We start from the raw sequence: 20201 nt of genomic DNA on the forward strand, positions 1-20201 counted from the left end.
GGGCGCCTCAGCCCGTGGCCAGCCGGAGGATCGCGTCGACTGCCGGCTTGAGCTGACCGAAGGACCGCGCGTAGGCGGCGTCGCCCAGCCCGTACGGGTCGACGACGTCGTCCTGCGCGGGCCGCGCGGGGTGCGGCGTGCGCCGTCCCGCGGCCAGCGCGACCAGCGCTGCGAGCCGCTCGGCCGGCCGGCCGGCCGGTAGCTCGTCGTGGTCGACGTCGGCGGTGAGCCGGGCGAGCTCGCGCAGCGTGAACGTGCGCCGCACGGCGTTCGGGACCAGGTGCACGATGGCGGCACGGTGACCGCGGGTCAGGCCGAGCACCAGGTCCGCGTCGTCGACGAGCTGGTGGGTCAGCTGCCGCGCGGCGAAGTCGTCGGCCGACGCGCCGGCGCCGACCAGCAGCGGGACCATCGGCGCGGACACCGGGGCGCCGACCACCGCCCTGGTCCCGGCGCTGCCGACCACGACGCCGGACGGCGACCCGAGTCCGGCAGCCAGCAGCCGCTCGACGGCGGGGGACCGGCAGATGTTGCCGGTGCAGACCACCAGGACGGCGAAGGGGTGGTGGATGGGCGCGTCGGGCTGGCCGTCGTCGGCCAGGGGTGGGGTGTTCACGGTGACAGTCTGGTGGGTGCGCGGCCTCCGTGACGGCAGTGCCCACTCACCGGCAGCGCCCACTCACGGGCAGCCGACCGTGGCTTTCACCCGCCTCGGGGCCTGTCACGACGGCGGGGTTGCTCAAGTTCGTGGTGGCGGGGGTCGATCACACAGATGTGCCCCAGGGGACCCGCGCTGCTCGGCGCTTCCTGACGGCCACCGCCATCCTGGCTGTGGCCAACCTGGCGCAGCCCCTCGGCCTGGGGCGTGACCTCGGCCACGCGGCGGTGGCGGCGCTGGGGGTTGCTGCCGTGGTCGTCGGGGTGCGGCGCAACAAGCCCCAGCTCACCGCCGGGTGGTACCTGATGGCCGGCGGGCTCGGCCTCTGGGTCATTGCCGGAGTCCTGTACAGCCCCATGACCCTCGGCGGTCGTCCACCGTTCCCGTCGGTCCTCGACGGCGTCTTCCTGCTCGGCTACCTGACGCTGGCCGCCGGGGTGATCATGCTGGCGGGTGCGCGTCGGGTGCCACGGGACCCGGCGACCCTGATCGACAGCCTGGTCATCACCGCCGGCGTCGGGTACTCGAGCTGGTCCCTCATCGTCGGATCCAGGCGCGGCGGCGGCGACGCCGGCGTCCTGGCCGAGTCCGTCATGGCGGCCTACCCCTCGGCCGCCATCCTGACGCTGGCAGCCTTGGCCCATCTGTTCACCAGTCGCCGGCCCACGGGTGCCGCGGTGGGACTGCTCGCGGGGGCCGTCGGTGCGTTCGTCGGCACCGACGTCCTGCTCCAGGGGCTGATCGTGCACCTGAGGCTCGGGCCCACGGTGATCGAGACCGGCTACCTCCTCGGCTTCCTGCTGTGCGGGGCTGCTGCGCTGCACCCGTCGATGCGCATCGTCTCCCAGCGTCACGACGCCCCACCGCGCTCGATCGAGCTGCTGCAGATCACGGTGGTGGCCGTCGCGGTCGCGCTCGTCCCGGTGACGACGACCGTCCAGCTGCTCCAGGGCAGGCCGGTGCGCACCTGGGCGCTGGTCCTGACCTTCTCGATCGTGATCGGCCTCGTGCTGGTCAGGATGCTCTCGATGGTGCACCGGCTCCGAGAGCAGTCGGCGCGGCTCGAACGGCTTGCGGACACGGACTACATCACCGGGCTCGAGAACCGGCGCAGGTTCGCCGAACGCCTCGCCGCGTCGCTCGGCGACCCCGATGACGGTCGCCCGCCCGCCGCCGAGGCGGTGCTCCTGGTCGCGGTCGAGCGTCTCACCGAGATCAACGAGACGCTCGGCATCCGGGCCGGTGACGAGCTGCTCACGGCTGTCGGCGAACGCCTCCTCGCCGAGGCGGGTGCCGGCGGCATCGTCGCCCGGGTCGGGGGAGACACCTTCGGTGTGCTGCTGCCAGGGGTGGGCTCGGGCCCGCAGGCCGCCGCGCGGGCCGACCAGATCCGCGACCTGTTCGTCGAACCGTTCGCGCTGAGCGGGCTGAGCGTGTCCGTCGGCGGTGCGGTCGGGATCGCCGTCGCCCCGGGCGACGCGCGAACGGCACCGGAGCTCCTGATCCGGGCCGACCTCGCCCTCGTCGCGGCCCGGGAGCGACGTGAGCGCGTCGCACATTACGCCGAGCAGATGGAGTCCGGCGCCACGCTCACCTCCCAGCTCATGACCGAGCTGCGCGCGGCGATGGAGGACAACCAGGTCGTCGTCCACTACCAGCCGCAGGTCGAGCTGCTCACCGGGCGGGTCTACGGCGTCGAGGCGCTGGTGCGCTGGCTGCATCCCGAGCACGGCCTGCTGGGCCCCGCGGCCTTCGTCCCGGCGGCCGAGCACACCGGCCTGATCCGGCTGCTGACCCAGTACGTGCTCGACCGCAGCCTCACGCAGTCCGCCCTGTGGCGCGCCGCCGGGCGCGACCTCTCCGTCTCGGTCAACCTCTCGGTGCGGAACCTGCTCGACCCCGGCTTCGTGACGGACGTGCGCCGGGCCCTCGAGCGGCACAAGGTCGGCCCGGCGTCCCTCGAGCTCGAGCTCACCGAGACGATGGCGATGGTCGACCCTGACCGTTCCGTCGAGGTGCTCGGGGCGCTCGACGACCTCGGCGTGCTCCTCTCGGTCGACGACTACGGCACCGGCTACTCGTCGCTGGCCTACCTGCAGCGGCTGCCGGTGCGTCGCCTCAAGATCGACCGGTCCTTCGTCACCGGGTTGCTCGGGGACCCGGCCAGTGCCGCCATCGTGCGGTCCACGGTCGAGCTCGCCCGGCACCTCGGCCTGACGATCGTCGCCGAGGGTGTCGAGGACGACGAGACCTACCTGGCCCTGCGTGACATGGGCTGCGACGCGGCGCAGGGCTTCGGCCTCGGCCGGCCGGTGGCAGCCGAGGCGATCCCGGCCATGATCGACCACATCGAGCTCCGGCTACCCGGGCTGGACCTTCGGCGCGTACCTGCTCAGTGGCGCGCGTGACGCCGCCACGGACGCAGGGCTGGCGGTGGTTCGCCGCGGTCGGCTTCGTCGTGGTCGTGGTCGAGCTGCTGATGCCCTACGGTCCGGCGCGGGACCTGGTGTACGTGGCCATCGGGCTGGCATCGGTCACCGCGATCGTGATCGGCATCCGGCTGAACCGCCCCCGGCGCCGGCTGCCCTGGGTGCTCCTGGCCGTCGGCCTGGGGCTCTGGGTGGCCGGGGATGCGCTGTGGGCCTGGTTCGACCACGTCGTGCAGATCGACCCCTTCCCGTCGGGCGCCGATCTGTTCTACCTTGCGGCCTACCCGGTGCTCGCCGGGGCGCTGTACCAGCTGGCGCGCGGCCGCAACGCGCCGCGTGACTTCACCTCGTTGGTCGACGCGCTGATCGTCGGGGTGGCGGTGGGACTCGTCCTGTGGGTCGCGTTCATCGAGCCGGGCTGGACGGACCCCGAGGGTTCGCTGCTCGAGCGGGTGGTCGGTGTCGCGTACCCGATCGGCGACGCGATGCTCGTCATCCAGATGGTCCACCTCGGCACGACGCCGTTGGTCCGCACACCCGCGCTGCGGCTGCTCGGCGCGGGCTTCGTGCTGACGCTCGTGACCGACCTCATCTTCCAGGCAGCGACCTACGTGCCCGTGCTCGAGCGCAACTCGATCATGCTTGACCCGGGCTGGCTCACCGCCTACCTGCTGATCGGCGCGGCGGTCCTGCACCCGGCCATGCCCGCGCTGGCGGACGGTCGTAGCCGGAGCACCGGTGCCTTCACCCTTGGGCGCGTCCTGTTCCTGACTGCGGCGACCCTCGTCCTGCCCGGTGTGATCATCGTCGAGACGATCCTCGGTCTGCCCCTGCACACCACGCAGGTGTCCGTCGCGAGCGTCGTCCTGGTCGTCCTGGTGCTGTTCCGGATGGTCCAGGTCGTGACCCGGATGCGGACGCAGGCGGAGCGGCTCGCGCACCTGGCCGACTCCGACTTCCTGACCGGCCTGGACAACCGCCGCCGGTTCACGGAACGGATCGACGACCATCTCGAGACCGCCGGCAGCACGCCGGGGACGTCGGCTGTGCTGCTCGTCGGGCTCGAGCGGTTCAGCGAGGTTCGCGAGGGCCTGGGCCACCACGTCGGCGACGAGCTCCTGATCGCGGTCGCCGAGCTCCTTCAGCGCGCGGTCGGGCCCGCTGTGCGCGTCGCGCGCGTCGGTGGTGAGGACTTCGGCATCCTGCTCACCTCCGCGCCCGACGGCGCCGCCGTCCTGGCCATCGCGACGGACCTGCACGACCTCCTTGCCCGGCCGGTGACCGCCGGACGGCTGAGCATCACCGTCGAGGGCGCCGTCGGGATCGTCCTGGCTCCCCACGACGGACTGGGCGACCTCGAGGGCCTCGACGCCGAGGCGCTCCTGCAGCGCGCCGACCTCGCGCTCTCGGCGGCCGGAGAGCGCACCGAGCGGGTCGCCTGCTACGACCTGCAGATGCTCCAGGCAGGTGCCCTGGCGCCGGTCCTGATGGCGGAGCTGCTCGACGCGATGGCCACCGGCGACGTCGTCGTGCACTACCAGCCTCAGGTCGAGCTGGGCACCGGCGTCGTCTTCGGCGTCGAGGCGCTCGTGCGGTGGCAGCATCCCGACCACGGCCTCATCCCACCGATGGCCTTCGTGCCGGCGGCCGAGCGCACCGGGCTCATCCGGGAGCTGACCCAGTACGTCCTGGACTGCGCCCTGGCCCAGTGCGCGGTGTGGCGCGGCGACGGCCTCAACCTGACCGTCGCGGTCAACCTCTCGGTGCGCAACCTCCTCGACGTCGGCCTGGTCGACGACGTCCGCTCGGCCCTGGTCCGCCATGGGCTGCCGCCGTCGTCGCTGGAGCTCGAGATCACCGAGACCATGGCGATGGTGGACCCGCTGCGGTCCGACGCGGTGCTCGGTGAGCTCGACGATCTCGGTGTGACCTTGTCCGTCGACGACTACGGCACGGGCTACGGCTCGCTCGCCTACCTGCAGCGGCTGCCGGTACGGCGGCTGAAGATCGACAGGTCCTTCGTCGCCGGGGTCGTGGACGACCCGGCCAGCGCCGCCATCGTCCGGTCCACCATCGAGCTGGCCCGTGCCCTGGGTCTGAGCGTCGTGGCCGAGGGCGTCGAGGACGACGAGACGATGATGGCCCTGGTGCGGATGCACTGCTACGCGGCGCAGGGCTTCGGTCTCGGACGGCCGGTGGCGGCCGAGGCGATCCCGGAGCTGATCGAGCGCATCGAGGGCCGGCTGCCGGGCCTCGTCGTGCACGACGTCCCGGCTCAGCGGCACCCCTGAGGTCGCCTGCGAGACGGCCCTGGTGCCCGGCGTGCCGGTCGGACCAGGGCGCCGGTCGGACCAGCGCCCTGGTCAGGCGTGGTGCCGATCAGGCCAGGCCGTGCCGGACCCGGCTCGCCTGCTCCTGCGAGCGGAAGAGCCCGAACCGCGGCAGGAACTTGTCCCAGTCGATGATGTGGGAGTCGATCTCCGGTCCATCGATGCAGGCGTGCTTGCGCACCATCTTCCCGTCGATGACGACGGGCACCATGCACGCCCCGCACATCCCGGTGGCGTCGACCATGATCGAGTTCAGGCTGGCGACGCACGGCACGTCGAACCGACCGCTCAGGTCGCTCACCGCGCGCATCATCAGCGGCGGTCCGATCGTCACGACCCCGGCGATCGGGCGTCCTTCGCCGCGCTGGTTCGCCGTGAGCATCTCCTCGAGGGGTCCGGTGACGAAGCCCGGGACACCGAACGAGCCGTCGTTGGTCGTGTAGACGACGTCGAGCTGGTCGCCGTACTGCGCCTGCAGCCGGCCGACGCGCTCGTCGGGCCCGGTCCAGAACATCAGGTTGCCGCTGCGGAAGCCGGCGATCAGCGTGACGTGGTTGCCGGCTCGCAGGTGCTCGCGCACGATCGGGTAGACCGGCGGCAGGCCGAGACCGCCGGCGGTGAAGACGGTCGTCGCGCCGTCGAGGTGGCGGTCGATCTCGCTGGGCCGCCCGAGCGGGCCGGCGATGCCGGCGAAGGCGTCGCCCACCACCATCTGGTTGATCTCGATGCTGCTCGTGCCCATGCCTTGGACGACGAGGCAGATCGTGCCGGCTTCGGTGTCCCAGTCGGCCAGGGTCAGCGGGATCAGCTCGCCGTCGGACCGTGGCAGCACGCGGACGAACTGCCCGGCCTGCGCCGCGTGTGCGATGAGCGGCGAGAAGACGGTGAACTCGTGGATCCCGTCGCTGAGCTCGGAGGTGGCCAGGATGGTCTGGGCGGTCGCCCCGAGGTCGGAGTAGGCCCTGGCCGTGGCGACCATGCTCGTGATGGCGTCCGGCGCCACGTCGATCGTCCCGACGATCTCGCGGGCAGCAGCCTGGCCGTCACCCGCTGCGTGCACGGCTGTGGAGCCACCGCGAGCAGCGTCGCCGCCGGTGAAGACGCCGGGCAGCGTCGTCTCCTGCGATCCCTGGTGGTCCAGGTCGATCGTGCCCCACTTCGAGGTGTGCAGGCGCGGTTCGGAGTCCTTGATGATCGGGTTCGACGCGTTGCCCAGGGCCATGATGACGAGGTCCGCGCGGATCGTCTCGCTCCGGCCGGTGACGACCGGTCGGCGGCGTCCGGAGTCGTCGGGCTCACCCAGCTCCATCACGTCGAGCGTGGCGGCCGTGACGAAGCTGGTCTTCGGGTCGCCGAGGAACTCCGACGGCGAGCGCAGGACCTGCAGAGCGATGCCCTCCTCGAGGGCGTGCTCCAGCTCCTCGACCCGGGCGGGCATCTCGCTGCGCGTGCGGCGGTAGACGATGGTGACGTTCCCGCCCAGGCGGCGCGCGGTCCGGGCCGCATCCATGGCGGTGTTGCCGCCACCGATGACGATGACGTCCTTGCCCTCGGTCTCGGGCAGCGGCGTCTCGTAGTCGGGCCGCAGCCCCTGCATGAGGTTGACCCGGGTGAGGAACTCGTTGGCCGACATCACGTTGAGCAGGTGCTCGCCCGGGATGTTCATGAAGCGCGGCAGGCCGGCACCGGTGCCGACGAAGATCCGCCAGAACCCTGCGTCGCGCAGGTCCTGCAGGGTTGCCGTCTTGCCGACGACGAAGTTCTCGACGAACTTGCCGCCGAGCAGCTTGATCTTGGTGACCACGTCGTCGATCAGCTCGTTGGGCAGCCGGAACTCCGGGATGCCGTAGCGCAGCACGCCACCGAGCGCGTGGAACGCCTCGAAGATGGTGACCGGGAACCCCTCGGCCGCCAGCAGGTAGGCGTTGATCAGCCCGGACGGCCCCGAGCCGACGATGGCGACCGGCGGCTTGGTCGCGGCGTCCCAGGGGTCGACGACACCGGCGAACCGCCGCTGGACGCCGCCGGGGTCGACCAGCTTCTCCCGCTGGGGCAGGAACCACTCGACCTGGCCGATGGCGATCGGCATCTTGGTGTGCAGGCACACCCCCTGGCACTGCAGCTCCTGCGGGCACACCCGGCCGGTGACGTTCGGCAGCGGGTTGCAGGACTCCAGCAGCTCGAGCGCCTCGCGGAACCGGCCGGTCCCGACCATCTCCAGCACCTGCGGGATGTGGATCTTGACCGGGCAGCCGCCCTTGGGCTCGCGGTGCTCGGCGAGGAAGATGCCGAGCTCGCAGGGCTTCTCGGCGCACTGCTTGTCGCGCAGCGCCTCGAGCCAGACGAACAGGTCGATGTCCCGGGCGGTGTAGCCCAGGGACATGTAGCCCAGGTAGCCCTGGTTGACCAGCTCGAAGTCCTGGGAGCGGGCGTCGGCCCCGCGGACGTACGGCGGGATGCTGGCGCCTGCCGGCCAGTCCACCGAGAGCCCGTCGAACATCGGGTACCGGTCGGACAGGTGCGTGTCGAGCGCGCGGACGAAGGCGCGCTTCTTGCCCAGCGGCAGGTTCCAGAGGAAGCGCATGAGCACCGCGCTGGCGTCGTCGCCGCGCAGCAGCATCGACCACAGCGTCTCGACGAACGGCTCGCTCAGCTCGGGCTGCCGGAACTCCCAGGCCACCGCCTGCATGCCGTCCGAGATGAACATCTCCCGGAAGGTCCGCGGGTCGGAGAGCAACCGCCGCTTGAGCAGGTCCAGCTGCCGGTTGAACGACTCGACGCCCTCCGAGCCCTCGAGCGCCGCCACCTCGGAGCGGGTGCTCTCGAGCGTGCTGGCGGCGTCGAGGTAGCGCAGGACGTCCTGGTGGGGCGACCGCTCGGCGGCCCCGTCCGGGCGCGGCGGCGTGACGGTGGTCACTTGATGATCTCCGCGTCGCAGGTCGCCTTGACCCGGTCGATGCGCTTGAGCAGGTCAGGGGTGATCTCGACCCTGTCGAGCGCGCCCGGGATCATGTGGGCGATCACGCGAGCCTCGCCGTCGATGATGGCGGTGGTCTTCTCGAAGAGCTGTGGCAGCTCCTGATAGCAGGTCCCGCAGTCGTTGCACAGGTGCTCGTCGGCGGGGTCGAGGTAGACCGGCAGGTCCAGGACCGCGACCGCCGGACCCGTCGGAGCGGCTGCGGCCGCGGTGCCGCTCGCGCCCGACGGCCGCGCGGCGGCGCCGAGGTTGACCGGCGCCTGGCTGGACGCAGCCAGATCCGACATGGCTCGCGCGATGTCGTCGAGCGAGGTCTCCCGCAGCTGCGCCGCCTCCTCGTACTGCGCCTTCAGCGCCACGACCTCGTCGCGGTGCTGCGCGGTCAGCTGGGCCTCGTGCAGGCCGGCGAGGTACCGCAACGTCTGCCAGTGACGCTGGCGTTCCTCGACCAGCGCGACGATCGCCATCGAGCAGGCGACCTTGATCAGGCGCCGGTCGTCGTCGGTCGCGTAGACGAACGGGACGTGGCCGGCACGCTCATCCGGGGAGAGCGCGACGTACGCGTCGATCGGCAGGGCCGTCGCCTCCTGGTCGGTGGCCAGCCTGCGGAACTGCTTCTTGAACCGCACCTCGCCGAGCGCGAACTCCGCCGGGGTGAGCGACGTCGTCATCAGCTGCAGCTGGCCCTGGTCGCCGATGTACTCCAGGGTGCTCGTCGTCCATGGCTTGTCGACGTCCGGGTTGCCGTCGAGGGAGAACCGCTCCTGGAGCGTCGAGCCGCGACGCGGGTCGTGCACGAAGACCGGACTCATCCGGCTCTCGACGGCGAGGCGCGACCGCGCGTTGGAGAGGTCCTCCGGGATGCCGTTCTCGGTGCCGCACGGCGTGTAGACGTCCATCACCGCGGCCCCGGACCGGTAGCCGAGCATCTCCATCGTGGTCTTCAGGAAGTGCCCGTGGATCGCCGTCGACGTGGCGCACGCGAACACACCCGGGTGGAAGGACGCCAGCAGGGCGAGCTCCTTGCGTCCCTCCTGCTTGCCGTCGTGGGCCTTCCCGACCCGGGCGAGGTCGGCGTCCTGGCCGGTGTAGCTCGCCGTCGAGGCCTGCCCGCCGGTGTTGGAGTAGGCGCCGGTGTTGAGCACCATCATCTTGACCGGCGTGCCGCTGGCCAGCACCCGGGACATCGCCCCGAAGCCGATGTCGTAGCTCGCGCCGTCACCACCGATGGTCAGCACGGTCGGCAGCAGCGCCATCTCGGCCGGGCTGAACGCCCGCCACGCGAGCATCTGCAGCTCCTTGTCGTGCACAGCCGGGTCGTAGGCGTCGTCTAGCTCCAGACGGGCTGCACGCCGGGCGCGCACCTCGGCCGCGAGCTGGGCGGAGATCCCTTCGAAGAGGCCGACGGCGAGCGGCTGCGCATCCTGGAACAGGCTGTTCACCCAGGGATCGAGGTAGGGCGTGAACGGCATGGTCGAGGCGTAGACGCTGCTGCAGCCGGTGGAGTTGGCGACCACCGTCGCGGCCGGGCCGTTGCCGGTCGGGCCGCCCTCGTACAGGTAGAGCCGCTGCTCCAGGTCGGCGACGACCGAGGTGATGCGGCGGTGCCGCTCGGTGTCGTCGGGGTCGAGGTCGCCGAGCTTCGCGTGCAGCTGGTCCAGCAGCACCTCGAGCTCGTGCAGGTGGGTGCGACGGTGCCCGTCACCGAGGGCGCGGCTCATGGATGTCAGGAGCCGGATCGCGGTGACCTCGCCGCAGCCGCGGCAGGCACCGTGGCCGCCGGTCGTCGCGTAGTAGTTGGCGTGGTCGAGCATGAGGCGCTTGATGTCGCCGTCCGGGGTGGTCGAACCCTCGAGGAACCGCTTGGGCGTGTTGGGGAGCTTCGTCATGACCTCGAAGCGTTCCTCCAGGGTCGCCAGCACGTCGGCGTCCTGGTCGAGCGTGGTCAGGGCGCCCGCCCCGCAGACCTCGACGCACTGCAGGCAGCCGGTGCACTTCCACGGGTCGACCGTCGCGGCGAAGAGCCCGCCGGTGCCGGGGACGGCGTTCTCCATGGCGTCGAAGAACGGCCGCGTCCGGGCGACCGGGTATGTGGCGAGCTGGGCGACGAGCTTGTCGACGTTGCGCCCCACCGCGCGCTGGTCGACGTCGATCGCCTCGGCCGCCTGCGCCACGACGTCGCCGAACGGGCGCGGGGTCTTGTCCTGCCGGTAGATCTCGCGGACCCGCTCGGCCCACGTGTAGACCTGCGTGCGCAGCGTCTCGCGCTGCGGCTCGGTGACGTCGATCTCCTTGATCCCGGTGAGCAGCAGGTCGTGGATCTCGTGCACGGTGTTGGGGATCGCGACGTCCGGGCAGACCAGCGCGCACTCGAGACAGCCGGTGCACGTGGCGTAGTCGAAGGCGGGAACGGTCCGCCGGAAGATGCCCTTGTCCTTGGTCGCACCGGTGCCGCTCGGCATGAACAGGCCGACGCCGGGCAGCACGGGTGCCTCGCCGATCGTGCCCTCGCGGAACGGCCTGGCCACGAGGTCCTCGTAGTAGGCGGGGTCGAAGAGCCCGGTGGCGCGTTCGACCGCGGCGCTCGGGCACATCGATGCCGACAGCGCGGTGGTGCGCAGGATGCGCGGCGCCGGCTCCTCCTCGATCGCGCGGAACTCGGGCTGGTCGTAGTCGATGAGGTGGGTCGCGTCGATGCCGTCGTGGATCACTGCCATGTTGCCCTCGACGACGGCCTCACCCTTGTTGCCGAACTTCTTGACGATCTGCGCGCGGACCTTCTCCCCGATGGCCGCCGCGGAGGCGCCCTCGGACACCCGGTCGACGTGTGCGGCCACCGCGCCGATGAACGCGATGCCCATCATGCGCGTCTCGAGCTCAGGGGTCGGGGCGTGCTTCTTGGCGACGGTGAAGGCGTCCACGACGAGGAAGCGGATCTTCCGTTCCCGGATGGTCCGGCGGGCGTAGGCGGGCAGCTCACGCCACACGTCCAGCGGAGCCAGGTCGGACTGGAGGATGAAGGTGCCGGCCTCGACCAGACCCTTGAGCGGGTTGGTGTGGATGAACGCCTTGTGGTCCGGCGAGATGACGACCTCGACGTCCTCGAGCTCGGCGTTGGTCAGGAGGACCGGCTCGGGGCTGAGGGTGATGTAGTAGTTGGTCGCCGCACCGCTCTTCTCCGAGCCGTACTTGGGCGCGGACTTCGAGTGCATGCCCAGGACGCCGGCGAGGATGTCGGTGAGCAGCTTGCCGGTGGCGACCGTGCCGTAGCCACCGACGGAGTGGAAGCGGATGCGCATCGCCGACGGCGGCAGGAGGGCAGGGTTCGGCTCCGTCTCCAGCGCCATGAGCTCGGTCTCCGGGTACGCGGCGCGCAGCCGGTCCTGGATCTCGGCCATGTGCGGCGACGGGTCCTTGTCGAAGAACTGGGAGCCCAGGTAGATCAGCGGAGCGTTCGAGGCGGCCGTGGCCGTGCCGTTCGCCATGTGCCGGAAGGCGGCGATCGTGTGCCGCGGCTGCAGGTCGTGCCCACCGAGTCCGAAGATCGCCGTCGTCAGGCGCGGGACGGTGCCGAGCGCGGCGATGCCCTCGTACTGCTGGCTGTCGGCGTTGGCGCGGGCCTTGAACAGCGCCTGCGTGACCATGCGGGTGAGCGCGGTCTCGTCGGAACGCTCGAGAACGGTGACCGCCTTGGCGCCCTTGAGCGCCTCCACGAGCTCGGCCTCGGGGAACGGCTGGAGCAGCTTGACCGACACGACGCCGACCTTGAGACCGCGTTCGCGCAGGTAGGGCAGCACCGCCTGGACGTCGTCGGTGACCGAGCCGAGGCCGACCATCACGTAGTCGGCGTCCGCGCAGTCGTACGCCTGCACGGGGGAGTAGGCGCGGCCGGTGAGCTCGGTGTACTCGTCCATCGCCTGGCGGACCAGGGCCGGGACCGCGTTCGCGAAGTGGGTGCGGTGGTCGACGGCGCCCGCCTGGAAGTCGGGCTGGTTCTGCACCGGACCGGTCACGCCGGGGTTGTGGACGTCGACGAGCGCCGGCACCAGCTGGCGGGTGCCCTTCTCCCAGGCGCCCACCCACTGACGGCGCCACTGACCCTGCAGGTCCTGCGGCACCCACACCGTGGTCTCGCCGACCAGGTTGCCGGCGTTGTCCTGCTCGACCTTCTCGGCGGTGGCCGCCAGGTGGGCCCGGAGCGCCACCACGTCCTCGACGGCGAAGTCGTCGCTGTGGCGGTCGATGTACTGGTTGAGCTGGAAGACGCGTCCCTTGGCGCCGAAGAGCATCTCCTGGGCGACTGTCGGGGCCTTGATCCGGCCGGACGGGTCGCCGAGGTACTCGCGCAGCAGAGCCGGCTCGGGCAGCAGCACCTCACTCATCACATGGCTGGTGGCGAAGCCGTCCATCGCGTTGGTCACCGGGATCAGCGACAGCGACGAGGCACGGTAGGAGATCGCCGCGAGGTCGGCCGCCTCCTGCGGGTTGGAGCCGAACAGGATCGTGTACCCCGAGGGCAGCAGGGCGTACACGTCGTCGTGCCCGGCCATGACGTTCAGGGAGTGCTTGGACACGACGCGCGCGGCGACCTGCAGCACGAAGCCGCCGATCTTCTTGCCGACGGTCACGAAGTGCGACTCCATCGCGTAGAGGATCCCCTGGCTCGAGGACGCGTTGGAGATGAACTGCCCGCCGGTCAGCGCGGCACCCAGGGCACCGCTCTGCGCCGAGTGCTCACCCTCGGTCTCGAAGAAGAACGGGTGCTGACCCCACACGTTGACGGCGCCGGCGGCGCGCGCGGCCTCGAACAGCTCGGCGATCTCCGTCGACGGGGTGATGGGGTACCCGATCACGCCACCACAGACGTGCTGCATGACGTGCGCCACAGCACCGTTCCCATTGATGACGCTTGCGAGACCGGGGTACTTGGGGTGCTGCGTTGTCATGTCGCCCGTCCGGACCAGGAGAGGAGGAAAGGGCGTGGAAGAACTGCTGCCGTCGGCCGTCTCTGCACTCGGGTGGTGTCGACGTCGGTGTCGCACCGGGTCCGAGGGCTGTCCATGGGCTGGATCATCGCGGTCCTCACGTCCTTTTGGGACTCCGTCAGCGTAGGTCGGTCGTGGATCGCGTTGTCTGTGTCGTAGGTCCTGGTCGGACCCCCTTCCCGCGTGCCCGAGCGGGCGCGCACCCCGCGACCGCGTCGTGCCTCGGGCCCGGACTGCCCACGGCTGTCCGAGACGTCCCGATGCGGACCGGTCTGGTCACGGTGCTCGGCGTCTCACCGCGCCGGGCGGGCCGTCCGCCCGTACGTTGCGGACCATGGACCCGACACCGAGGACCCCACCGACGCCGGGCATCGACCCGGCCCCGGGCACCGACCCGGCCCCGGGTGCGCGCGAGGCGCTCAGCGGCGACGCGATGTGGCCGATGGAGCTGGTCCACGTGCTCGGCCACGACGTGGCGGTGCTCGACGTCGGCTCGGGTGACCGGGCCGTCGTCCTGGTGCACGGCATCAGCGTCCCGTCCCGGTGCTTCGGCCCGCTCGTCCGGACGCTGGCGACGACGACCCGGGTGATCGTCCTCGACCTGCCGGGCTTCGGTCGCAGCGGGCGACCGTCCGCCGCCCTGTCGATCGAGGAGCACGCAGCCGTCGTCGAGGCGCTGGTGGCACGGAGCGGGCTCGTGCTACCGGTCCTCGTCGGGCACTCGACGGGTGCCCAGGTGGTCACCGAGGTCGCCGCCCGCAACCCCGGGCTGGCGCAGCGGGTCGTGCTGATCGGTCCGGTGGCCGAGCCGCTCGCCCCGTCCGCGCTGCGCGAGGCGTGGCTGCTCGTGCGGGACGCCCGTCGCGAGGCGGCCGGCGCGAACCGGATCATGGTCGGTGACTGGCTGCGCTCCGGGCCCCGGCGTCATCTCGGGCGGGTGCCGACCCAGCCGGGCCACCGGCTCGAGGACCGCATGGGCGACGTCGCGGAGCAGGTGCTGCTGGTCCGCGGCGAGCTCGACCCGGTGAGCCCACCCGCCTACCTGCAGCGGCTGGCGGCGCTCGCCCGCGACGCCGCCGTCGTGGAGGTCGCCGACGAGGGTCACCTCGCGATGTACCGCCGCCCGGAGGTCGTCGCCGAGCTGTGCCGTCGGGCTCCGCGCTGAGGGTTCGTGGGCGCTCAGGCGCCGAGGGCGGTGGAGCCGCGGACCACGAGGCGGCAGGGCATGGTCTCCACGCCGGTCGTGGTGGTGCCGCTGATCGCGTCGACGAGGAGCTGGGCGGCGCGGCGGCCGAGCATCTCGAAGTTCATGTCGATGCTGGTCAGGGGTGGGCGGGCGCCGGAGGTCATGATGTGCCAGTTGTCGAAGCCCATGACCGCGACCTGGGCCGGGACGTCGATGCCGCGGTCGCGCAGGACGTCCAGGACGCCGCGGGCGATCTGGTCGCTGCCGCACAGGATCGCGTCGACGTCCGGGCTCTGGTCGAGCAGGGTGTGGGTCGCGGCGCGGCCCCAGGCCTCGGTCCAGCTGCCGAACCGGACCGTCGCCCCGGCCAGGTCCAGACCGGCGGCGGTCAGGGCGGCCAGGGCGCCCTTGGCGCGGTCCTGGGCGGCGGAGTACTGCACCTCACCGGAGATGTGGGCGATCCGGCGGCGGCCGGTGGCCACCAGGTGCTCGACGGCCAGGGCTCCGGCGTTGACGTTGTCGGGGATCACCGAGGCGTCGTGGGGGTCGGTCGAGGGGGCGTAGGCGTAGACGACCGGGATCGGCAGCCGGCCCAGCGTGGTCCGGGGATCGGTGTTGGTGCCGACCACGATCAGGCCGTCGACGCGCCGGCCGAGCAGGGCGCGCAGGTGGTGCTGCTCACGGATCGCGTCCTCGCGTGCGTCGCACAGCAGGACCGACATCTTCCCGGCGCCGAACGCGTCCTCGGCGCCCATCAGGATCGGCAGGCTGAACCGGCCGACCAGGTCGTTGGTCAGCAGCCCGATCGTCCCGGTCTGCCCGGCGAGGATCGCCTGGGCCAGGGAGTTGGGTGTGAACGAGACCCGATCGGCGGCCTCGATCACCCGGCGCCGGGTCTCGGGGTGCACGTTGGCCCGCCCGTTCAGCGCCTTGGAGGCCGTGGCGACCGAGACCCCGGCCAGCGTCGCGACATCACGCAGGGTCGGTGTCCGCGGTCGGCTCGGCACGCCCTCGACGACGCTCACGAACCCCCTCCATCCGATGTCCTGCTCCGGCACAGATCCACGGCCATCGTAGTCGGACGTCTCCCAGAGCCACGCTGCCGGATCCGACGACCAGCCGTCGGTGCTGACGTGTTGACGCGCCCCGCGGCCGGTGCTAACTTAACGAAACCGATTTCGGGCTTTCACGATCGGCGCTTCGGCGTCCGGGTCTGATGCTGCACGATCGAGTGGTTCCCCCGACGGGGGGAGGCCGGCGTCGGTGCCCGGCCTCAGGAGGCCGTGGGCCCCGCACGAACGATGCGTACTCGAGGGAAGCCATGACACCGACGGACAGCTCGGCCAGGATCGCTGCGACCCGGGAGGCGCGGTCATGACCGGCCGGGTGGCAGTCACCGGGGCAACCGGAAAGCTCGGGCGCGCCGTCGTCGCCGACCTGCTGGCCCACGGGTGGGACGTCCTGTCGATCGACCGGATGCGGCCGGTCGGCTTCGACGGTGAGTTCGTCGCCGCCGACCTGACGGACCACGCCCAGGTGCTCGAGATCCTGACCGGCGGCGTCGACGAGCACCCGGGAGCGCTCGACGCGCTGGTCCACCTGGCGGCGATCCCGGCCCCCGGCATCGTGACCAACTCGGCGACCTTCGCGAACAACGCCGCAGCGTCGTGGAACGTGTTCAACGCGGCGCGCGCGGCCAGGATCCGCAACGTCGTGTGGGCCTCGAGCGAGACCGTGCTCGGCCTGCCGTTCGACGTCGCGCCGCCCTACGTGCCGGTGGACGAGGAGTACCGCGGACGGCCCGAGACGACGTACTCGCTCGTCAAGGCGCTCGAGGAGGAGATGGCGCACCACCTGTGCCGGTGGGACCCGCAGCTGAAGATGATCGGGCTGCGCTTCTCCAACGTGATGGAGCCGGGTGACTACGCCGCCTTCGCGTCGTTCGACGCCGACGCCCAGCTGCGCAAGTGGAACCTGTGGGCCTACATCGATGCCCGGGACGGGGCTCAGGCCGTGCGCCGCGCCCTGGACCACGACGCACCCGGCCTCGACGTGTTCGTCATCGCCAACGCCGACACCGTGATGAGCCGGTCGAGCGGAGAGCTCGTCGCCGAGGTCTACCCGGGCGTCGAGGTCCGCAAGGAGCTCGGCGAGCACGAGACGCTGCTGTCGATCGACAAGGCGCGTCGGGTCCTCGGCTACGAGCCGGAGCACTCGTGGCGGGACCGCGCCTCCTGGTAGGGCTCCTCGGCGCACGGCACGCACGACCGGGACCATGACGGGGAAGGCAACCTCCATGCAGTACACGAAGCTGGGCCGGACCGGCCTGGACGTCTCGCGGATCGCGCTCGGCTGCATGAGCTACGGGGAGCCGACGCGAGGCGGCCACGCGTGGACCCTCGACGAGGAGAGCTCGCGGCCCTTCATCCGGCAGGCGCTCGACGCCGGCATCACGTTCTTCGACACGGCGAACGTCTACTCCGACGGGACGAGCGAGGAGATCGTCGGGCGGGCGCTGGCCGAGATGGGTCGACGTGACGAGCTCGTGATCGCCACCAAGGTGCACGGCCGGATGCGACCGGGGCCCAACGGTGCCGGGCTCTCCCGCAAGGCGATCATGACCGAGATCGACCAGAGCCTGCGCCGGCTCGGCACCGACTACGTCGACCTGTACCAGATCCATCGATGGGACCCGACGACGCCGGTCGAGGAGACCATGGAGGCGCTGCACGACGTCGTCCGCTCGGGCAAGGCCCGGTACATCGGCGCGTCGTCGATGCACGCCTGGCAGTTCGCCAAGGCCCAGTACACCGCCGACCTGCACGGCTGGACCCGGTTCGCCACGATGCAGCCGCACTACAACCTGCTCTACCGCGAGGAGGAGCGGGAGATGCTGCCGTTCTGCCTCGACCAGGGTGTCGGTGTGATCCCGTGGAGCCCGCTGGCACGCGGCCGTCTGGCGCGGCCCTGGGACGTCACCACCGCGCGCAGCGAGACCGACGAGTTCGGCAAGCACCTGTACCTCGACGAGGACGAGACCATCGTCCAGGCGGTCGCCGAGGTCGCAGCAGCCCGAGACGTTCCGCAGGCCCAGGTCGCACTGGCGTGGATGCTGGCCCAGCCGGCGGTCACGGCACCGATCGTCGGTGCGACCAAGCCGCACCACCTGGCGGACGCGGTCGCCGCGCTCGATCTGACCCTGACCGGCGCCGAGCTCGAGAGCCTCGGGCGCCCGTACACCGTGCGCCCGATCGCCGGCTTCAGCTGACGTCCGCCGGGCGAGCGCCCGGGTTACGCCATGAGCAGGTACGCCGCTGACAGGACCGTCAGGGCAAGGACGAGGCGGTCGAAGAGCCTCTGGTCGATCCGCCGCGCCAGGGGCCGGCCGGCCAGTGCGCCGATGACGATCGCCGGCGCCAGGAGCAGGTCGAGCTGCAGCGACTCGAGGCTGATCAGGCCGAGGGACACCGAGAACGGCGCCTTGGCGACGTTGACGGCGAAGAAGAACCACGCCGTCGTGCCGAGGAACCTGCTCATCGAGAACCCGGCTGCGAGCAGGTACAGGGACATCACCGGACCGCCGGCGTTGGCGACCATCGTCGTGAAGCCCGCCAGGGCGCCGTAGCTGCTGGTCTCGAACCGCCCGGCCCCACCCGGCCGCTCGCGTGCTGCCGGGCGGGCGCGGGCACGGCGCACGAAGGTCACGGCGACGAGCAGCAGGAGGATCACCCCGATGACGCGCCGCACGGTGGTGTCCCCGGCGACCGCCAGGAACAGCGTGCCGAGCGCGACCCCGGCGAGAACCGCGGGCACCAGCCGGCGCAGCACCGGCCAGTCGGCATGGGCGCGATAGGTCCACACCGCGAAGAGGTCCCCAAGGATCAGCAGGACGAGCAGCACCCCGGTGGACGCCCTGGCCGGGAGCACGGCCGCGAAGACGGCGACGGTGATGGTGGCCGCACCGGGCACGGCGGTCTTGCTCAGCCCCAGCAAGGCTGCCGCGAGGGCGAGCAGGGTCAGGTCGGGCAGCGACAGACCCAGCAGCGCGAACGGAGGCACGTGCGCAGCGTGCCACCGGCGGCCGTCCCGGGGTCGAGCGATCTTGCGCACTGGTCGGTCGTCGAGCGCGGGTCCGAGCGCCGGATGCGAGCGCTAACATCACAACTCCGTAACGACCCTTGACGTGGCTGCCCCGGAGCCTGTTAATTGACGAAATCGGTTTCCGTAGTTTTCGATCTCACCGTAGAGATCGACTGCGGATCGACGTCGAGGCCCAACGAAGGAGCCACGCATGACCACCCACCCCAACCGCCGCAGGACTGCCGTCCTGCTCTCCCTCGCGCTCCCCCTCTCGATCGCGGCCTGCAGCTCGGACGCCACCCCCAGCGGCGACAGCACCGAGAGCAGCGCCGGCGGATCTGCGGACGACGGCACCGAGCTGACCATGTGGGTCCGCTCCGCGACGGACGACTTCAGCACGCGACTCGTCGACGAGTACAACAAGACCCACGAGAACCAGGTCACCCTGACCGTCATCCCGAACGACAACTACCTGCAGAAGGTCGGCACGGCCGCCGGCGCCGGTGCGCTGCCGGACATCCTCGCGGCCGACGTCGTCTACTCGCCGAACTACACCAGCCAGAACCTGTACCTGGACATCACCGACCGCGTCGCGGCGCTCGACTACGCGGGCGACCTCGCGCCGTCGCACCTCGCAGCGGGCAGCTGGGAGGACAAGCTCTACGCGGTGCCTCACAAGCTGGACTCGTCCGTCATGTACTACAACAAGGACCTGTTCACCGCCGCCGGGCTCGACCCCGAGAAGCCGCCGACGAACTTCGCGGAGGTCCTCGAGTACTCCCGTGCGATCACCGCGCTGGGTGACGGCACGTACGGCTTCCAGCTGGCCGGCAACTGCGGCGGCTGCGGCGTCTACTCGCTCTTCCCCTACGCCTGGGCCTCCGGGGCCGAGGTGCTCTCTGCAGACGGTCTGACGGCCGACTTCGACAACGACGTGTTCCGGGAGATCTTCGCCCTGTACCGGACCATGTGGGAGGAGGAGCTGGTTCCGTCCAACAACCTGACCGAGGACGGGTCGACCTGGCAGACCGCCTTCATCGCCGGTGACATCGGCATCCTTCCGCACGGCTCGCCGATCGCCGGTGACCTGATGAAGGAGGCGGACTTCGAGTGGGGCGTCACGTCCCTGATGGCGCCGGACGGCTCGGCGACCTCGACCTTCGTCGGCGGCGACGTCGCCGGCATCACGGCCACCTCGGACAACGCCGACGCGGCATGGAACTTCCTCGAGTGGACGCTGAGCGAGGAGGCCCAGGTCGAGATCATCGCGAAGAACGGTGACCTGCCCGGCCGTCTCGACCTCACGGACAACCAGTACACCGCCTCCGACCCGCGTCTGAAGTTCATCGCCGACGGCCTGGTCAACGGTGAGACCCCGTTCGCCCTTCCCTTCGGTGACCTGTTCAACAACCCGAACGGGCCCTGGGTCGAGCTGATGCGTGGTGCGATCTTCGGTGACGACCCGGAGGGCGCCATCACGGACGGCCAGGTGAAGATCCAGGCCGGGCTCGACGCAGCCAACAGCTAGGCCCGAGCGAACCCGAGAGGTCTGCAAT

11 protein-coding genes are annotated in these 20201 nt (G+C 71.1%); 6 read left to right on the forward strand and 5 right to left on the reverse strand.

The window, feature by feature from the left end; translation table 11 throughout:
- Positions 1-7 precede the first annotated feature (7 nt).
- Positions 8-616, reverse strand: a complete 609-nt coding sequence (locus K415_RS0113110) for a protein-tyrosine-phosphatase (protein ID WP_024287499.1) — start codon at positions 614-616, stop codon at positions 8-10.
- A gap of 158 nt (positions 617-774) precedes the next feature.
- On the opposite strand from K415_RS0113110, the gene K415_RS0113115 reads away from it, so the two are divergent.
- Both K415_RS0113115 and K415_RS0113120 read left to right on the forward strand, forming a co-directional pair.
- Positions 775-3066, forward strand: a complete 2292-nt coding sequence (locus K415_RS0113115; protein WP_155859463.1) for a bifunctional diguanylate cyclase/phosphodiesterase — start codon at positions 775-777, stop codon at positions 3064-3066.
- Positions 3063-5378 (forward strand): bifunctional diguanylate cyclase/phosphodiesterase, encoded by a 2316-nt coding sequence (locus K415_RS0113120; RefSeq protein WP_034662882.1) that lies wholly within the window; start codon positions 3063-3065, stop codon positions 5376-5378. Before K415_RS0113115 ends, K415_RS0113120 begins: the two co-directional genes overlap by 4 nt.
- An 88-nt stretch (positions 5379-5466) precedes the next feature.
- On the opposite strand, the gene K415_RS0113125 is transcribed toward K415_RS0113120, so the two are convergent.
- Positions 5467-8334 (reverse strand): sulfide/dihydroorotate dehydrogenase-like FAD/NAD-binding protein, encoded by a 2868-nt coding sequence (locus K415_RS0113125; protein ID WP_024287502.1) that lies wholly within the window; start codon positions 8332-8334, stop codon positions 5467-5469.
- On the reverse strand, positions 8331-13340 hold the full coding sequence (locus K415_RS0113130; protein WP_024287503.1) for a 2-oxoacid:acceptor oxidoreductase family protein: 5010 nt from the start codon (positions 13338-13340) through the stop codon (positions 8331-8333). The genes K415_RS0113125 and K415_RS0113130 overlap by 4 nt, the downstream gene beginning before the upstream one ends.
- A 373-nt stretch (positions 13341-13713) precedes the next feature.
- On the opposite strand from K415_RS0113130, the gene K415_RS0113135 reads away from it, so the two are divergent.
- Positions 13714-14544, forward strand: coding sequence for an alpha/beta fold hydrolase (locus K415_RS0113135; protein ID WP_024287504.1), 831 nt, complete (start codon positions 13714-13716; stop codon positions 14542-14544).
- Positions 14545-14558: 14 nt separating this feature from the next.
- Here the strand turns inward: K415_RS0113135 and K415_RS0113140 are convergent, their stop codons facing one another.
- Positions 14559-15590: a LacI family DNA-binding transcriptional regulator gene (locus K415_RS0113140; protein WP_024287505.1), complete on the reverse strand. Its 1032-nt coding sequence runs from the start codon at positions 15588-15590 to the stop codon at positions 14559-14561.
- Positions 15591-15939: 349 nt separating this feature from the next.
- On the opposite strand from K415_RS0113140, the gene K415_RS0113145 reads away from it, so the two are divergent.
- A complete protein-coding gene (locus tag K415_RS0113145; RefSeq protein WP_024287506.1) occupies positions 15940-16806 on the forward strand; it encodes an NAD(P)-dependent oxidoreductase in 867 nt (288 codons plus the stop codon).
- Between the two features lie 55 nt (positions 16807-16861).
- The gene (locus K415_RS0113150; RefSeq protein ID WP_024287507.1) at positions 16862-17833 is read left to right on the forward strand and encodes an aldo/keto reductase; all 972 of its coding nucleotides are present in this window, start codon (positions 16862-16864) and stop codon (positions 17831-17833) included.
- Positions 17834-17856: 23 nt separating this feature from the next.
- Here the strand turns inward: K415_RS0113150 and K415_RS0113155 are convergent, their stop codons facing one another.
- On the reverse strand, positions 17857-18624 hold the full coding sequence (locus K415_RS0113155; RefSeq protein ID WP_231494893.1) for a sulfite exporter TauE/SafE family protein: 768 nt from the start codon (positions 18622-18624) through the stop codon (positions 17857-17859).
- 232 nt (positions 18625-18856) lie between these two features.
- Here K415_RS0113155 and K415_RS0113160 point away from each other — a divergent pair, with 232 nt between their 5' ends.
- Positions 18857-20173, forward strand: coding sequence for a sugar ABC transporter substrate-binding protein (locus K415_RS0113160; RefSeq protein WP_024287509.1), 1317 nt, complete (start codon positions 18857-18859; stop codon positions 20171-20173).
- The last annotated feature ends 28 nt before the right edge of the window (positions 20174-20201 follow it).

This window comes from Cellulomonas sp. KRMCY2 (assembly GCF_000526515.1).
GTDB lineage: Bacteria > Actinomycetota > Actinomycetes > Actinomycetales > Cellulomonadaceae > Actinotalea.